Raw genomic sequence first — 15,172 nt, forward strand, 5'->3', positions numbered from 1 at the left:
AATGGACCGTTGGCACGTATTGTGATGAGCACCACAGGTCGAGGGCGCGTCAACGTCCTCGCGGCCGGTTATTCCCTCAGGCGTTCCGGTTCTCGCTGGAGAACCGGTCCCCACCGGAGGTTCCCCTCGGATCGCCGGTGGGAGACGAGGCCGGGGCCCTCACCAGGGAGGGAGGGGTCCCGTGCCTCGGCGCTCTATACGCTTCATGCCATGTCACGTCGCATCGGGGTCATGGGCGGTACGTTCGATCCGATCCACAACGGCCACCTCGTCGCGGCCAGCGAGGTGCAGCACCGGTTCGACCTCGACGAGGTGGTCTTCGTGCCGACCGGGCAGCCCTGGCAGAAGACCGGCCGCACGGTGACCAGGGCCGAGGACCGTTATCTGATGACGGTGATCGCCACGGCGTCCAACCCGGTGTTCTCGGTCAGCCGGGTGGACATCGATCGCGGCGGCGAGACCTACACGGTGGACACGTTGCGCGATCTCCACCGCGAATATCCCGGCGACGAACTGTTCTTCATCACCGGTGCCGACGCTCTCGAACAGATCCTCACCTGGCACAACGTCGACGAACTGTTCACCTACGCGCACTTCATCGGCGTCACCAGACCCGGCTACCGCCTCAACGACCACCACCTGCCCACCGGCAAGGTGAGCCTGGTGGAGGTGACCGCGATGGCGATCTCCTCGACCGCGTGCCGTGAGCGCGTCGAACGCGAAGAGCCGATCTGGTACCTCATACCGGACGGCGTAGTCCGGTACATCGACAAACGCGGCCTCTACCGGAAGGACTGAGGCGTGGGCGCGCGGCCGGTGAACAGCGGGGGAACCGGAGCGTAAGCGTCGTCGTAGCGCCACGGCCGGGCGGGTACTCTCGTTGGACCGACAGCTTGAAGCCATGAGGGAGCAGGAGTGGCAGCGACGTCCCAAGCACGAGAAATGGCGGCCGTCGCCGCGAACGCGGCGGCCGACAAGAAGGCCACCGACATCGTGGTGCTGGACGTCTCGGAACAGCTTGTGATCACCGATCTGTTCGTGATCGCGTCGGCACCGAACGAACGGCAGGTCGGCGCGATCGTGGACAACATCGAGGAGAAGCTGCGCCTCGCCGGACACAAGCCGGTCCGGCGGGAAGGCGCGCGGGAAGGCCGCTGGGTGCTGCTCGACTACATCGACGTCGTGGTCCACGTCCAGCACGACGAAGAACGGTCCTTCTACGGGCTGGAGCGGTTGTGGAAGGACTGCCCGCGTGTCGAGGTCGAGGGCCTGACCAGCCCCGGGGCGGTGCGGTGACCCTGCGTCGGGTCGTGCTCTGGCGGCATGGGGAGACCGACTTCAACGCCGCGGGGCGGATGCAGGGCCACCTCGACACCAAGCTCACCGAGGTCGGCTGGAACCAGGCCCGGTTCGCCGTGCCCGCGCTGGCCCGGTTCGAACCGGACGTGGTCATCGCGTCCGACCTGCGCCGCGCCACGGACACCGCGACGGTGTTCACCGAGTCCATGGGCGTGCCGTTGCGGATCGACAAGCGACTGCGGGAAACCCGCCTCGGCGAGTGGCAGGGGCTGACCGGCGAAGAGGTCGACGCGAGCTGGCCGGGTGAACGCGACCGCTGGCGGTTCGACGCGACGTGGGCGCCGCCGGGCGGGGAGTCACGGGTCGAGGTGGCGGCCCGCGCCGCCGAGGTGGTCTCCGACCTCTGCGACAGCGCGGAGGAATTCGGCACCGTGCTGCTCGCCGCGCACGGTGGTCTGATCACGGCGTTGACCGCACGCCTGTTGTCCCTGCCCGTCGCCGCCTGGCCGCAGTTGGGCGGCATCGGCAACTGCCACTGGGTGGAGCTGGGCCGTCGCGAAGAAATCTGGCGGCTGCACGCCTACAACGCCGGAATGCACGGCTGAGATGGCCGACGGTAAGCCGGTACGGCTGCTGGTCTTCGGTGACTCACTGAGCTTTCACGGACCCACCGGTCCCTGCGCGGCGGACGAGGCCCGGCTGTGGCCGAACGTCGCGGCGGACGCGCTCGGCGGCGGGGCGGACCTGGTGGCCGGATTCGGCTGGACGGCGCGGGACCTGTGGTGGTCCCTCATCGGAGACCCTCGCGTGTGGGCCGACCTCCGGCGGGTGGACGCCGTCGTGATCGCGGTGGGCAGCATGGACCCGTTGCCGTCGCCGTTGCCGACCTATCTGCGGACAGGCCTGCGCTACCTTCGTCCACCGTGGTTGCGGCGGAAGGTGCGCAAGGCCTATCTCGCCGCCCAGCCACGGCTCGCGGTGGCTTTGCGGGGCCGTCCGGTGGCGCTGCCCAAGAAGCTCACGCTCCATTACCTCGACAAGTCGGTGTACGCGCTTCGGGTGCTCAGGCCCGATCTTCCGATCGTGGCGATCTTGCCCAGCGTCCATCGCGCGCCGTCGTACGGCGGCGTCTACACGCAGCGGGACGCCACCGCGGAGGCCATCGCGGCCTGGGGCAGTCGCGCGGACGTCCCCCTGCTCGACCTGTCCGCCGTGGTGGGCGACCACGTGCTCGGCGGGCAGGGCAATCCGGACGGTATGCACTGGGGCTGGGAGGGGCACACGAACGTGGGCAAGGCGATGGCCGCCCTCATCGGACCACTGCTGGACCAGGCCCGGTGAGCGTGCACGGCCATGGCGAACCGGGTGAAGACCGCCCTCGCCCCGTAGGCTGACGGCGTGCCGGTCGCCGTCATCACTGACTCCACCGCCCATCTGCCCGAAGGCTTCGCCGAACGGTTCGGCGTCCGCGTGGTGCCGTTGCACGTCCTGATCGACGGGGCGGCGGCACTGGACGGGATCGAGGTGGGTCCGCAGGCGCTGGCCAAGGCACTGGGGGAGCGGCGGATCGTCACCACTTCGCGCCCGACTCCCGGCGAGTTCGTCGCCGTGTACCGGGAGGCCCTGGCCGGCGGTGTCGATTCGATCGTCTCGGTCCACCTCTCCAGCGAGATCTCCGGCACCTGGGAGTCGGCGGTCCTGGCCGCCCAGGAGGTCGGGCCCGACCGGGTGCGGGTGGTGGACTCGCGCAGCACCGCGATGGGGCTCGGATTCGCCGCCCTGCACGCCGCACGTGCCGCGGCCCGAGGCGCCACCGCAGAAGAGGCGGAGCGAGCCGCGGTGGAGGCCGCTGGGCGCGCGGAGACGCTGTTCGTCGTGGAAACCCTGGAGTACCTGCGAAGGGGCGGCCGGATCGGCCCCGCGGCGGCGTTGTTCGGCACCGCGCTCGCGGTCAAACCCGTGCTGGGGATCTGCGACGGGCGGATCAATCCGGTGGAGAAGGTCCGCACCATGCACCGGGCGATCGCCCGGCTCGTCGAACTGGCGGCGGGAGCGGCGGGGGAGAAACCGGTGGAGGTGGCGGTCCACCATCTCGCGTCCCCGGAGCGCGCGGTGGAACTGGCGAACCGGCTGGAGGAGCGGCTGGACGTGCACGGAGGCTGCCTGGTTTCCGAACTCGGCGCGGTCATAGGCGCGCACACCGGCCCCGGCGTCATCGGAGTCGTTGTCCAGCGCGAGCCGGACATCTTTCCCTAGCACCCCGACAGAAAAAGCCGGATTCCGCCGGCCGGCACCGGTTTGTCCACACGCCCCCACTTGTCCACAGCCCCCACGTCATCCGCTTTCCCGCCCCGGATCGTTCCTCCTACCGTCGAATACGTGTTCGACCAATCTTCCCCTGAATTCCCCCACGCCCCGGCCCGTGAGCGCCTGAGCCGCCTGGCCGGACTTGCCACCGACGCGTGCCAGGGACCGGCCTGGCCGGCCGCTGCCACCGGTGCGGCGCCACCCGGCGCCGCGGGCCGGCTGGTCGAGCGGTGGCTGCCCGCCCCACTGGCCCGCAGTCCGCATCGCCGGCGGCTGACCATGGTCTGTGCCGCGCTGGCGGTGCTGGTACTGGCGGGTGGTCCGATCCTGTTCTTCGGCGGAGGGCCCGCCCCGGAGAGACCGCCGGTTCTGCCTGCGGCCCGGGAAAGTCCGCCGCCGGTGACCGCGCCCGCGAGCAGGGTCGCCGAGAGTTCGCTGGTGGTCAGCGTCGTGGGCAAGGTGGTTTCGCCGGGGCTCGTGACGGTTCCGGCCGGTGCGCGGGTCGCCGATGCCCTGAGGGCCGCCGGCGGCCCTTTGAAAGGCACGGACCTCACCACGGTCAATCTGGCCCGGAAACTGATGGACGGCGAGCAGATCTACGTCGGCGTGCCCGAGCCGCCGGCGCCTCCGCCCGGTCCGTCGGGCGGTGCTGGGGCAGTCGCAGGCAAGGTCGACCTGAACACGGCCACCGCGGACCAGCTCGATGCCCTTCCCGGTGTCGGTGCGGTCACCGCGAAGCGGATCGTCGACTGGCGTACGCGGCACGGTGGCTTCGCGAGCGTCGACCAGCTCCAGGACGTGGACGGGATCGGTGCCGCGAAGCTGGCCCGGCTGCGTGATCAGGTGACGGTCCCGTGACCGGGCGGGGGAGCGGGACCGCACGCCAGGATTTCCGGCTGGTGCCCGCGGCGCTCGTGCTCTGGTTCGGTGTGCTGCTCGGCCTGTCGTGGAGGTGGTGGGCGGCGCCGGCGTGCGGCGCGGCGACGGTGCTGCTGGCCGCGTTTCTCCTCTGGCGCCGGTTACCGCGACGGTCCTGTGGCATCCCTCGGGATCTGGAAAAGCCCGCCGGGCGCGAAAGCCGGTGCGGCGGTGGGATGGCGGCTCTCGCGTTGCTGGTGGCCGGATTGCTCCTGTCCGGACCACTGACGTCCAGGCTGTTCCGCGTCGCGCACGATCCGCTCCGTGGGTCGGCGGCGCGGGGCGCGAGCGTGACACTGCGAGCGACGGTGGCCGAGCGGCCGAAGCCGGTGCATTCGGCGGGATATTCCAACCAGCAGGCGGGTGCGCGCTCGGTCGTCCTCGTCGCGGACGTCACCAGCGCCGGGCTTTCCAGCGCTCATGGCCCGGTTCCGGTCCCTTCTCGTGGACGCGTCGTGCTGATCGCGCCAGTTCAACGGTGGGCGGGATTGGTGCCCGGACAGGACGTGACGGTCAGCGGAACCATGGTTACACCACGGTCCGCGGATATGACGGTCGCGACGGTGTACGTCCGTGGGCCGCCGTCCGAGGTGGGAGTGGCGCCGTGGTGGGAACGAGCGGCCGAGGCGTTGCGGTCGGCGCTCCGGCAGGCGAGTGCCGTTCTCTCCGAGGAGCCGGCCGGTTTGTTGCCAGGACTGGTGGACGGCGATACCCGTGATGTACCGCCTCAGCTGGAACGTGAGTTCACCGACTCCGGGCTTTCCCACCTCATGGCGGTGAGTGGCAGCAATCTGGCCGTGGTGGCCGGCACGGTTCTCCTGCTGCTGCGGGTTCTGCGCCTGGGACCGAAGTTCTCCGCGCTGATCGCTGGAGGGTCTCTCGCCGGTTTCGTGGTGCTTGCCGGTGCGGAGCCGAGCGTGCTCCGGGCCGGAGTGATGGGCGCGATCGGATTGCTCGGCCTGGCACTGGGCCGAAACCGCTCGGCCCTGCCCGCGCTGGCAACCGCGGTCTGCGTGCTCGTGGTGGCCGATCCCGGAATGGCGGTCAGCATCGGCTTCGCGTTGTCGGTGTTAGCGACCGCGGGGCTGGTGTTACTCGCGCCGCGCTGGGCCGAGGCGATCGTCCGGCGGGGCATTCCGGCCGGTTTCGCCGAGGGGCTCGCGGTTCCGCTGGCGGCTTTCGTGGTCACGGCGCCCGTGATCGCGGGCATGGCCGGCCGGATCAGTGTGGTCTCGGTGGCCGCCAACATCCTGGCGGCGCCGGTGGTCCCGGTCGCCACCGTGCTCGGTGTCGCCACGGCCATTCTGGCGATGTTCTGGCCCACGGGGGCCGCGCTCACCGCACGGCTGGCCGGTCCCGAGGCCGACTGGCTGATCGCGGTCGCGCGCCACGCGTCCCGCTTTCCTGGCGCGACGCTGCCCTGGCCCGGTGGCTGGTGGGGCGGGATGCTGGCCGCGCTGGCCGTCACCGTGCTGGTGCTCGCCTTCAGGCTGCCACGCCTGCGGATCGGTTTGGCTCTTGTGCTGGTGTGCGTGCTGCTCGTGGTCGTACCGGTGCGCGTGATCGCCCCGGCGTGGCCACCGGCGCACTGGGCGGTGGTGGCGTGTGACGTCGGGCAGGGTGACAGCATCGTGCTGTCGACTTCGGAAGTCGGCCGCGCGGTTGTGGTCGACACCGGGCCCGAGCCTGGGCCCGCCGACGAATGCCTGGCGCGACTGGGAGTGGACCGGGTGCCGCTCCTGGTGCTGAGCCATCTGCACGCCGACCATGTGGGCGGGCTGGACTCCGTGCTGGCGCGGCGTGCGGTGGGCGCGGTCGCGGTCGGACCGGGCCGGATGCCGGGATGGGCGTGGCGCCAGGTGGTGGAGACGACCGCGCGCCGCGGAGTGCCGTTGCTGGAGCTGGAACCCGGGCAGCGGCTCGACTGGCCTGGGCTCGGCATGCAGGTGCTGGGGCCGCTGTCCGCCCCGCGTCAGGACGGTGATGCCGACGGGACGGGCATCAACAACTCGTCGGTCGTGCTGAAGGCGGTCACCGCGGCCGGCCGCGTGCTGCTCACCGGGGACGTGGAACTGGCCGCTCAGGCCGATCTGCTGAGCGCCGGTACGGATCTGCGCGCGGAGGTGCTCAAGGTGCCGCATCACGGCTCCCGCTTCTCGCTGCCGGGCTTCCTCGCCGCGGTGGCGCCGAGGCTCGCGCTCGTCAGCGTCGGTGCGGGAAACCCGTACGGTCATCCCAACAAGTCCACAATGGACACTTTGGTCGCGGACGGCGCGCTCGTCTCGCGGACCGACATCGGAGGTGACGAAGCGGTGATCGCGGATGCGCAAGGGCCGGAGGTGGTGCGACGAGGCCGGTGAACCAGCGGCTGGGACGCCTTCACATCAGGGCACGAGTGGCGGCATAAGCCAGGAAGGCGGCACCGAGCCCGGCGACGATGCTGAGGAGGACGTTCATGGCCGCGTAGAAGTACGCTTTCTGTTCCGCCAGGCGAAGTGTCTCGTAGCTGAAGGTGCTGTAGGTGGTGAGAGCACCACAGAACCCTGTCCCCGCAAGGGCGAGCACTGGGCCGGGGAGTGCGGTGCCGGCTCCGGTCAGCGCGCCGAGGACCAGGCAACCCGCCACGTTGACGGTGATCGTGCCCCAGGGGAAGAGGCTTTCGTGCCGGGACTGGACCGCCCGGTCGGTGAGATAGCGCAAGGGCGCGCCGATCGCCGCGCCCACGAAGATCAGGACCGCCGTCATGCCTTCGGCTTTCCGGCGAGCGCGGGCGCCTCTTGCCGGGTGGTCCCGAGGCGGCAGAGGGTCTTGGTGGCCGCCACTCCGGCGAACACGGCGAGCATCGCGCCGGCCAGGGTTCCGGCCAGGTAGGCGAACGCGAGACCCGCGGTCCCGGGCTGGAGGAGACCACGAATCTCCACGGCGTAGGTGGAGAACGTGGTGAAGCCACCGAGGACGCCGACGCCGAGGAAGGGCCGGACGAGACGGTGAGCGGACCACACTTCGCTGATCAGGACCATCAGCACGCCGATGAGGAGGCAGCCGAGAATATTCGTGAAGAAGGTCGCCCACGGAAACCCGCCGGGTGCGGTGGGCACCATCAGAGCCATCCCGTACCGGGCCAGCGCACCGAGGCCGCCCCCGAGGGCGATCGCCGTCAGGACGGGGCCGTGGTGACGGACGAGTTCACGACGCTGGGCTTCGACCTTGAGGTCGACATCCGCGTCAATAGGCTCGCCGAGACTCACCTCGCCGCTCATTGTGGTAACCCCTCCTGCTCCGCCTGCGGACACGTTCGGCTCGAGGAGGGACCGTTGGCAGTCAACTCCTGCGGTTCCCGCGGCGACGCGGGCGGCGAGTCCCACCGCCGCTGTCCACACGATACCGGCGGCGGTGGGAGCGACCCCGGCCGGTGTGATCGCGCTCACCGGCCTGGCGATCATGCCCTGGTCACGGATGGTGTTCTTCGCGCCTCGGTGTGGTCCGGGCCCGGCCGGCCTGCGGCTCGGGATCGCGCAGGCGCATCAGCCGGCTCGGCCACCAGATCCACCGTCCGATGTCGAGCGTCAACGCGGTCACCAGGATCGCCCGCACCACGATGGTGTCGATCAACACACCGATCGCGACCGCGAAACCGACTTCGGCGAGGAAGGTCAGGGGCAGCGTGCCGAGCACGGCGAAGGTGCCTGCCAGCACCAGGCCGGCGGAGGTGATGACACCACCGGTGGCGGCCAGGCCGGCCAGCGCGCCCTGGCGGGTGCCCTGCTGCCCGGCCTCCTCCCGGATTCTCGTCATCAGGAAGATGTTGTAGTCGATGCCCAGCGCCACCAGGAACACGAAGACATAGAGCGGGAACGACGGATCGGCGCCCTCGAACCCGAAGACGTGGTTGAAGAAGAACGCACTGATCCCGAGCGTGGAGAAGAACGACAACACCACCGTCGCGATCAGGAGCACCGGCGCGAGCAACGCGCGTAGCAGGACCACGAGGATGAGGAACACCACGGTGAGCACGATCGGGATGATCAGGTCGCGATCGGCGGTGCTGGCCGCCCGGGTATCCAGCCGGACGGCTGACGGACCACCCGCGATCGCGTCCGCGCCCGGAACGCCATGAACGGCGTCACGGACCTGTTGCAGGGTGGCGCTCGCCGTTCCGCTGTCCGGGGCGTCGCGCGTGATCGCCTCGATGTAGGCGGCGCCGTCGCGGACGACCGGGGTGCTCACCGACGAAACTCCGGGGACGGTGGCCGCGGCGGCGCGAACCTGGCCTGCCTGGGCCGAGTTGCTCACGATTTGGATCGGCTGTCCCGCCCCGGCCGGAAAATGCCGGGCCAGAACCTGTTCCCCGACAACGGAATCCGGGACGTTGGTGTACGTACCGGCGTTGCTCAGCCCGTCGGCCCGCAACGTGAGGGTGCCCAGCGCCAGCACGACCAGCACCAGTGAGGTGACGACCCAGGTCACCCGGGGAGCCCGGTCGATGCGCCTGCCGACCCGCGCCCACAGGCCGGTCCGGGTGCCCTCGGCCGACCCGAAGTCGGGTTTGACCGGCCAGAACACCCAGCGTCCGAAGATCACCAGTAGTGCGGGCAGCAGGGTGACCATCGCGAGCAGGCCGACGCCGATACCGATCGCCCCGACCGGTCCGAGGCCCGCGGTGGAGTTCAGTTCGGCGAGCATCAGGCACAACATGCCCGCGATGACCGTCGCCGCACTGGCCCAGACCGCGGGCCCGGCGCGGTGCAGCGCGAAGGCCATCGCCTCGTGCCGGTCGAAGTGCCTGCGCAGTTCCTCCCGGTAGCGGGCGACGAGCAGCAGGGCGTAGTCGGTGCCCGCGCCGAACACCAGGACCGTCAGGATGCCCGCGCTCTGCCCGTTCACCGTCAGCCCGGCGTACTTGGCGAACAGGTAGATCACGCCCTCGGAGGCCATCAGCGCGGCACCGACCGAGAGCACCGGGAACACCCAGAGAATCGGACTGCGGTAGGTGATGAGCAACATCACGATGACGACGCCCAGCGCGGCGAACAACAGCGCGCTGTCGATGCCCGCGAAGGCCCTGGACGAGTCCGCGTTGTTGCCGCCGGGCCCGGTGACGTGCACGGAAATCCCGCTGACCCCCTGGGCCGCCGTGGTGCGGATGTCGTCGACGATGCCGGCGAGTTTGTTGAAGCCCTGAGTGCCCACGCTGACCGGGACGACGACCTCCGCCGCCTGTGGGGGTCGCTCGCCGGAAGTGAACGGCCCGGTGGCGCCCGCCACGCCGTCGATCGTCGTGAGCTGGTGGGCGTTGCCCGCGATGAGGGTGAGGTCCGCGGGAGTCAGGCCGCCAGGCTTCTCGTAGACGACGATGGCGGGTATCTGGTCGCCCGAACGGAACTCCTGCACCGCGGCGAGAACGCGGGTCGACTCGGCGGTGCCGGGCAGCCACGACTCCGGCCGGTTGTTCTCGACCTCACTGAGCTTGGTCGCCAGCGGCGCGAGAAAGGCGAGCGCGCCGATCCACAGCACGAGGATGACCCATTTGCCCCAGCGGTGGGACGGAATCTTCGCCGCTCTTCCCACGCGGTTCATCGCGCTGCCACCCCTCCTGTCGAGGCCGGACGGTCCGTGTGGACCCGGTGCGGGGCAGCGGAGCACACCCGGCCACCGTCCCAACTTGGTGCGCGGGCATCACCACCACGTCATAGGCGGCCGGGACCGGTCCCGGCCGCCCGGAGGGGAGCGCTAGTCCCCGAGCACCTCGCGCACCGCGGCGGCGGAGGGCGGAACCGTCGCGCGCGGGCCGACGCGGCCTTCGATCGCGTCGAGGGTCTTGAGCCCCTCACCGGTGATGATCAGCACCGTCTCCGCGTCCGGGTCGATCTTGCCAGCCTCGATCAGCTTCTTCGCCGTCGCGACGGTGACGCCACCCGCGGTTTCGGTGAAGACCCCTTCCGTGCGGGCCAGCAGCCGGATGCCTTCGACGATTTCCTCGTCGCTGACGTCTTCGATGGCGCCACCGGTGCGGTTCACCGTGTCGAGCACGTAAGGCCCGTCGGCCGGGTTGCCGATGGCCAGTGACTTGGCGATGGTGTCGGGCTTGACCGGCTGCACCACGTCATGACCGTTGCGGAAGGCGGTGGACACCGGCGAGCAACCGGTCGCCTGCGCGCCGAAGACCTTGTAGGGGGTGTCCTCGACCAGGCCGACCTGGGCCAGTTCGCGGAACCCCTTGTCGACCTTGGTCAGCTGGGAACCGGAGGCGATCGGCACCACGATCTGCTCCGGCCGCCGCCAGCCGAGTTGCTCGGCGATTTCGAAGGCGAGCGTCTTGGAGCCCTCGGAGTAGTACGGGCGGACGTTGACGTTCACGAACGCCCAGGTTTCGTGGTCGGCGGCGAGTTCGGTGGCCAGCCGGTTGACGTCGTCGTAGTTGCCGTCCACCGCGATCAGGTTCCCGCCGTAGACCGCGGTGGTGAGCACCTTGGCGCGCTCCAGCGAAGACGGGATGAGCACCACCGAGCGCCAGCCCGCCCGGGCCGCGGCGGCACCGACCGCGTTGGCGAGGTTGCCGGTGGACGGGCAGGCGAGCGTGTCGAAACCGAACTGGCGGGCGGCGGCCAGCGCCACCGCGACCACGCGGTCCTTGAACGAATGGGTCGGGTTGCCGGTGTCGTCCTTGACCCAGATCCGCTTGACGCCCAGCTCCTTGGCGAGCCGGTCGGCCCGGATCAGCCGGGTACAGCCGGGTTCGGTGTTCGGGATCCGCTCGACATCGGAGGGCACCGGCAGCAGCTTCTTGTACCGCCAGATGTTGCGGGGCCCGGCTTCGATGTCCTCACGGCGCACCCGGCCGAAGTCGTAGGCGACCTCCAGCGGCGAAAAGTCCGCGGCGGAGACGAACTCCGGGGCGAGCGGCTGGCGGTGGCCCTCCTCCTTGGACACCAGTTCCACGGCGGGGCCCAGGTCGAGCACGCGGCGGGTTCCGGTCGAACTGAGGGCTGCGGTCATCGCGAGGTTCCTTTCCTCATCTGTCCCGCTGGTGCGGGCCGGAATTGGCACCGTGGTCGTCAGCTACCTCGCGGACTCGAGATGACAGGCTGACGCCGGTTGCCGGGGCTTCATCGGGCCGTTCCCTCTGCCCCTCTGGATGAGCGGTATTCGGTTGTGGACGCTTCACGCCAGGCAATGCGTCTGTAACAACATACGACACGATGTCCGGGTCCCGCCATGGTCCCGGGGCCGGGCGCCACCGTGGCAGGATCGACGTGTGCCAGCCTCCGTGACCGTTCCGTCGCTCCACCTCGTGCTCGGCGAAGAGGACCTCCTCGTCGAACGGGCTGTTCGTGCTGCCCTCGACGCGGCGCGCCGGTCCGACCCGACCAGTGACGTCACCCGGGTCCGGGTGTCGGAACTCACACCCCCCGCGTTCGCGGAACTGGTCAGTCCCTCCCTGTTCAGCGAGGGCAGGCTGATCGTCCTCGAAGCGGCGCAAGACATATCGCAGGAGGTGGCGGACGCGCTGTTGGCCTACCTCCGCCAGCCCGAGGACGGGATCGTGCTGATCGTCGTGCACTCCGGGGGAGGGCGGGCCAAGGCGGCGAAGGCGCTCCCGGCCACGCTGCGCAAGGCGGGGGCGGAGATCACCGAATGCGCCAAGATCACGAAGCCCGCGGAGCGGGAGGCGTTCGTCCGCGCCGAGGTCCGCCGGGTCGGCGGCCGGATCGACCCGGTGGCCGTGGCCGCGCTGATCGACTCGGTGGGCGGGGAACTGCGTGAGCTGGCGTCGGCGGCGGCACAGCTGGTGGCCGACTCCGGTGGCGAGGTGGACGAGCAGGCGGTGCGCCGGTATCACCGGGGCCGCGCCGACGTCACCGGGTTCGCGGTGGCCGAGCGGGCGGTCGCCGGGGACCGGGCCGCGGCGCTGGAGTCGATGCGCTGGGCGACCCAGATCGGGGTGCCGCACGTCCTGGTCGCCGACGCGCTCGCCGACGCCGTGCGCACGATCGCGCGGGTGTCGGCCGCGGGGCGGGGCAACCCGAACCAGATGGCGGGCGAGCTGGGCATGCCGCCCTGGAAGATCCGCAAGGCGCAGGGACAGGCGCGCGGCTGGGGGCAAGCCGGGCTGGCCGAGGCGATGGCGATCGTGGCCCGCGTCAACGCCGAGGTGAAGGGCGCGGCGGCCGACCCCACCTACGCGCTCGAGCGCGCCGTCCTCGACCTCGTGTCCGCCCGCGAGAAGCGCTGACCACGGCTTCGTAGTGGAGGAAGGACACATGCGAAGGCCCCGCACGAGGGACTCGTGCGGGGCCTTCGAGGGAAGCTCAGAGCGCGTTGGCGCGCTTGGCCATCGCCGACTTCTTGTTCGCGGCCTGGTTGGGGTGGATGACACCCTTGCTGGCGGCCTTGTCCAGCTTCTTGGCGGCCTCGCGCTGCAGCTCGATCGCCTTGTCCCGATCACCGGCTTCGGCGGCCTCGCGGAACTTGCGGATCGCGGTCTTCACCGAGGACTTGACCGACTGGTTGCGCAGGCGCGCCTTCTCGTTGGTCTTGATGCGCTTGATCTGGGACTTGATGTTGGCCACGCGGGCGCTCCTTGATCATGATCGGGTCGGGTTCGCCGCCGCGTTCGTAGTGGCCCCGGTGACCGGGTTTCCTCCCTGGCGGAATGCCACGCGGCAACGGTCGACAACATTACCAGCGGCGCTATGGTGGTCTGGCAGTGCCTAGGGTTCCGCCGGCACCCCGCCTACCTGTCCCACAACCAGGGGCCGCCGGGTCCGGTCCGAGCGGTACCAGCCGGCGGGAATGGGGCCGCCGGTACACCTGAAATGGACAAAAGCCATGAGGGCCTGGTCCTTTCGCGCCCGCGGAAGGCCGGAAAGGCCCTCGGTGAACGGCTCTGCCCTCGCTCTCGTGCTCCTCGCCGCGGTCGTGCACGCCGGCTGGAATCTCGCCGCCAAGCGTGTCCGTGACGGCGGTGCGAGCTTCGTCTTCCTCTACTACACCACCAGTGCGGTGTGCTGCCTGCCGCTCGCCGCCGCCATGCTGGTCCTGGCCCCACAGCGTCCACAATGGACCTGGCTGGCCGCCGCGGCCGTCACCGCGGTGTGTCACGTCGCCTACGGCATCGTCCTGCAGCGCGGATACGCCGTCGGTGACCTCTCCGTGGTGTATCCGGTCGCCCGGGGCAGCGGTCCTCTGCTGTCCGTGCTGGCGGCGGTCGTCCTGTTCGGTGAGCGGCCGGGAGCGCTGGGTCTGGTCGGCGCGTTCCTGGTCGTGGCGGGAGTGCTGCTGATCGGTGGCGGCCGGAGCGCCGGGCAGACCGATCCGCGTGCCCGGCGGTCGGGCATCGGCTACGGGCTGCTCACCGGACTGACGATCGCGGCGTACACGCTCTGGGACGACCACTCGGTCAACGCCCTCGCGGTGCCCCCGCTGGTCTATTTCAGTGCCGGGGCGCTGTTGCAGAGCCTGCTGCTCGCGCCGTCGGCGCTGGGCCGGGGCGACCTCGCCGGGTTGTGGCGGGCTCACCGGCGGGAGGTGCTGATCGTCGGGGTCTTTTCGCCGGTGGCCTACCTGCTGGTGCTCTACGCGATGCGGATGGCTCCGGTGAGCCTCGTCGCGCCCGCCCGCGAGGTCAGCATCGTGCTCGGTGGCCTCGCCGCGTGGCTGGTCCTCGGGGAGGCCGACCCGGCGCGACGGCTGACCGGCTCGGTGATCGTGCTGACCGGGATCGCGGCGATTGCCGCCTCCTGACCGCTGAGGTAGGCAGGGTCCATGCACGTGTTGAGCAGCCGGTTCCTCGTCAGGCCCGTCGACCCCGAAAAGACGACCGCGTTCTATGCCGACGTCCTCGGTCTGGCGATCTACCGGACCTTCCCGGGCGGCACCGTGTTCTTCCTGGGTCAGGGATTCCTTGAGGTCGCCGGGCAGGGAACGCCGGGAGAAGGCGGCAACCTCCAGTTGTGGCTGCAGGTCGAGAACCTGCCGGCCACCCTGGCGGAACTGGCGGGCCGCGGCGTCACCCCCGACCGGGAGGCGCGGCGGGAACCGTGGGGGCTGGACGAGGCGTGGATCTCCGACCCCGACGGTACCCGCATCGTGCTGGTGGAAATTCCCTCGGACCATCCACTTCGGACAGACGTGCGCGACCCGTCAGGGACGTAGTGCGCGAATCTGGGCCGTCAGCGGGGCGGCGGGCCCGGGTGGCTCCCACAACCAGGTCTGGAGGTCGGTGAACCCGGCCTCGGCGGCCTCGGCCGCGAGTTCGTGCCGGGACACGGGCAGGCGATCCTCGCGCGCCGACAGCACCAGCCGCCCTCCCGGGCGCAGTACGCGGTGCAGTTCGGCGAATCCGGCCGCGCGGTCGTGCCACGAGGCCACGTCGCCGAAACTCAGCACCACGTCGGCGGACTCGTCGTCCTGGCCGGTGTGTTCGGCCGAATCGGCGTGCCGCCCGAGGTCCGGTCCGTCGCCGACGACGAGGACCACCTCGCCCGGCGTGATTCTCGCCGCGTCGAGGACGTGGCGTTCGATCGCGGCGGTGGCGGGCCTGGCCATCAGCTCGGCGATCCGGTCCAGCAGGCGGCCGAACGGAGTGCTCACTAGGCCACCATCCCTTCTGCAGCCCGGGCCGATAGGGTTGTGATCCCTCGGTCCC

General features: G+C 70.5%; 16 protein-coding genes and 1 riboswitch. Of the genes, 10 read left to right on the plus strand and 6 right to left on the minus strand.

What is annotated here, in order from left to right:
• Positions 1 to 210 precede the first annotated feature (210 nt).
• From nadD to ACFSXZ_RS34625, 7 genes are all read left to right on the plus strand, one after another.
• Positions 211 to 798, plus strand: coding sequence for a nicotinate-nucleotide adenylyltransferase (gene nadD / locus ACFSXZ_RS34595; protein ID WP_378270042.1), 588 nt, complete (start codon positions 211 to 213; stop codon positions 796 to 798).
• Between the two features lie 117 nt (positions 799 to 915).
• Entirely contained in the window at positions 916 to 1,296 is a 381-nt protein-coding gene (gene rsfS / locus ACFSXZ_RS34600; RefSeq protein WP_378270043.1) for a ribosome silencing factor, read from the plus strand.
• Positions 1,293 to 1,904 (plus strand): histidine phosphatase family protein, encoded by a 612-nt coding sequence (locus ACFSXZ_RS34605; protein ID WP_378270045.1) that lies wholly within the window; start codon positions 1,293 to 1,295, stop codon positions 1,902 to 1,904. The genes rsfS and ACFSXZ_RS34605 overlap by 4 nt, the downstream gene beginning before the upstream one ends.
• A gap of 1 nt (position 1,905) precedes the next feature.
• The gene (gene octT / locus ACFSXZ_RS34610) at positions 1,906 to 2,640 is read left to right on the plus strand and encodes a diglucosylglycerate octanoyltransferase (protein WP_378270047.1); all 735 of its coding nucleotides are present in this window, start codon (positions 1,906 to 1,908) and stop codon (positions 2,638 to 2,640) included.
• A 57-nt stretch (positions 2,641 to 2,697) separates the two neighbouring features.
• On the plus strand, positions 2,698 to 3,555 hold the full coding sequence (locus tag ACFSXZ_RS34615; RefSeq protein WP_378270048.1) for a DegV family protein: 858 nt from the start codon (positions 2,698 to 2,700) through the stop codon (positions 3,553 to 3,555).
• A gap of 123 nt (positions 3,556 to 3,678) precedes the next feature.
• Positions 3,679 to 4,464, plus strand: coding sequence for a helix-hairpin-helix domain-containing protein (locus ACFSXZ_RS34620; protein ID WP_378270049.1), 786 nt, complete (start codon positions 3,679 to 3,681; stop codon positions 4,462 to 4,464).
• Positions 4,461 to 6,884: a ComEC/Rec2 family competence protein gene (locus ACFSXZ_RS34625; RefSeq protein WP_378270050.1), complete on the plus strand. Its 2,424-nt coding sequence runs from the start codon at positions 4,461 to 4,463 to the stop codon at positions 6,882 to 6,884. Before ACFSXZ_RS34620 ends, ACFSXZ_RS34625 begins: the two co-directional genes overlap by 4 nt.
• A gap of 19 nt (positions 6,885 to 6,903) precedes the next feature.
• Here the strand turns inward: ACFSXZ_RS34625 and crcB are convergent, their stop codons facing one another.
• The 4 genes from crcB to thrC form a co-directional block, all read right to left on the minus strand.
• Positions 6,904 to 7,269 (minus strand): fluoride efflux transporter CrcB, encoded by a 366-nt coding sequence (gene crcB, locus ACFSXZ_RS34630; protein WP_378270051.1) that lies wholly within the window; start codon positions 7,267 to 7,269, stop codon positions 6,904 to 6,906.
• The gene (locus ACFSXZ_RS34635) at positions 7,266 to 7,784 is read right to left on the minus strand and encodes a fluoride efflux transporter FluC (RefSeq protein ID WP_378270052.1); all 519 of its coding nucleotides are present in this window, start codon (positions 7,782 to 7,784) and stop codon (positions 7,266 to 7,268) included. Before ACFSXZ_RS34635 ends, crcB begins: the two co-directional genes overlap by 4 nt.
• A 190-nt stretch (positions 7,785 to 7,974) precedes the next feature.
• Entirely contained in the window at positions 7,975 to 10,101 is a 2,127-nt protein-coding gene (locus tag ACFSXZ_RS34640) for an MMPL family transporter (protein ID WP_378270054.1), read from the minus strand.
• 153 nt (positions 10,102 to 10,254) lie between these two features.
• Entirely contained in the window at positions 10,255 to 11,520 is a 1,266-nt protein-coding gene (gene thrC / locus ACFSXZ_RS34645; RefSeq protein ID WP_378270056.1) for a threonine synthase, read from the minus strand.
• A gap of 13 nt (positions 11,521 to 11,533) precedes the next feature.
• Positions 11,534 to 11,666, minus strand: a riboswitch (SAM riboswitch).
• A gap of 113 nt (positions 11,667 to 11,779) precedes the next feature.
• Between thrC and holA the strand changes: the two genes are divergently transcribed.
• Positions 11,780 to 12,757, plus strand: a complete 978-nt coding sequence (holA, locus tag ACFSXZ_RS34650) for a DNA polymerase III subunit delta (RefSeq protein WP_378270057.1) — start codon at positions 11,780 to 11,782, stop codon at positions 12,755 to 12,757.
• Positions 12,758 to 12,833: 76 nt separating this feature from the next.
• Here the strand turns inward: holA and rpsT are convergent, their stop codons facing one another.
• The gene (gene rpsT / locus ACFSXZ_RS34655) at positions 12,834 to 13,094 is read right to left on the minus strand and encodes a 30S ribosomal protein S20 (RefSeq protein WP_378270058.1); all 261 of its coding nucleotides are present in this window, start codon (positions 13,092 to 13,094) and stop codon (positions 12,834 to 12,836) included.
• A gap of 307 nt (positions 13,095 to 13,401) precedes the next feature.
• Between rpsT and ACFSXZ_RS34660 the strand changes: the two genes are divergently transcribed.
• Together ACFSXZ_RS34660 and ACFSXZ_RS34665 are read left to right on the plus strand one after the other, a co-directional pair.
• Entirely contained in the window at positions 13,402 to 14,268 is an 867-nt protein-coding gene (locus tag ACFSXZ_RS34660) for an EamA family transporter (RefSeq protein WP_378270059.1), read from the plus strand.
• A 21-nt stretch (positions 14,269 to 14,289) separates the two neighbouring features.
• On the plus strand, positions 14,290 to 14,679 hold the full coding sequence (locus tag ACFSXZ_RS34665; protein WP_378270061.1) for a VOC family protein: 390 nt from the start codon (positions 14,290 to 14,292) through the stop codon (positions 14,677 to 14,679).
• On the opposite strand, the gene ACFSXZ_RS34670 is transcribed toward ACFSXZ_RS34665, so the two are convergent.
• Complete coding sequence (locus tag ACFSXZ_RS34670; protein ID WP_378270062.1) at positions 14,668 to 15,117, minus strand: methyltransferase domain-containing protein; 450 nt, start codon at positions 15,115 to 15,117, stop codon at positions 14,668 to 14,670. The genes ACFSXZ_RS34665 and ACFSXZ_RS34670 overlap by 12 nt on opposite strands.
• Between the last annotated feature and the right edge of the window lie 55 nt (positions 15,118 to 15,172).

Source organism: Amycolatopsis pigmentata (genome assembly GCF_042684065.1).
In the GTDB taxonomy this organism is placed as follows: domain Bacteria; phylum Actinomycetota; class Actinomycetes; order Mycobacteriales; family Pseudonocardiaceae; genus Amycolatopsis_E; species Amycolatopsis_E pigmentata.

Excerpts from the sequence above, each read along its gene's own strand:
- nadD (WP_378270042.1), top strand. The coding sequence starts at position 211 with ATGTCACGTCGCATCGGGGTCATGGGCGGTACGTTCGATCCGATCCAC.
- crcB (WP_378270051.1), bottom strand. The coding sequence starts at position 7,269 with ATGACGGCGGTCCTGATCTTCGTGGGCGCGGCGATCGGCGCGCCCTTG.
- octT (WP_378270047.1), top strand. The coding sequence starts at position 1,906 with ATGGCCGACGGTAAGCCGGTACGGCTGCTGGTCTTCGGTGACTCACTG.
- ACFSXZ_RS34635 (WP_378270052.1), bottom strand. The coding sequence starts at position 7,784 with ATGAGCGGCGAGGTGAGTCTCGGCGAGCCTATTGACGCGGATGTCGAC.
- ACFSXZ_RS34640 (WP_378270054.1), bottom strand. The coding sequence starts at position 10,101 with ATGAACCGCGTGGGAAGAGCGGCGAAGATTCCGTCCCACCGCTGGGGC.
- thrC (WP_378270056.1), bottom strand. The coding sequence starts at position 11,520 with ATGACCGCAGCCCTCAGTTCGACCGGAACCCGCCGCGTGCTCGACCTG.
- ACFSXZ_RS34665 (WP_378270061.1), top strand. The coding sequence starts at position 14,290 with ATGCACGTGTTGAGCAGCCGGTTCCTCGTCAGGCCCGTCGACCCCGAA.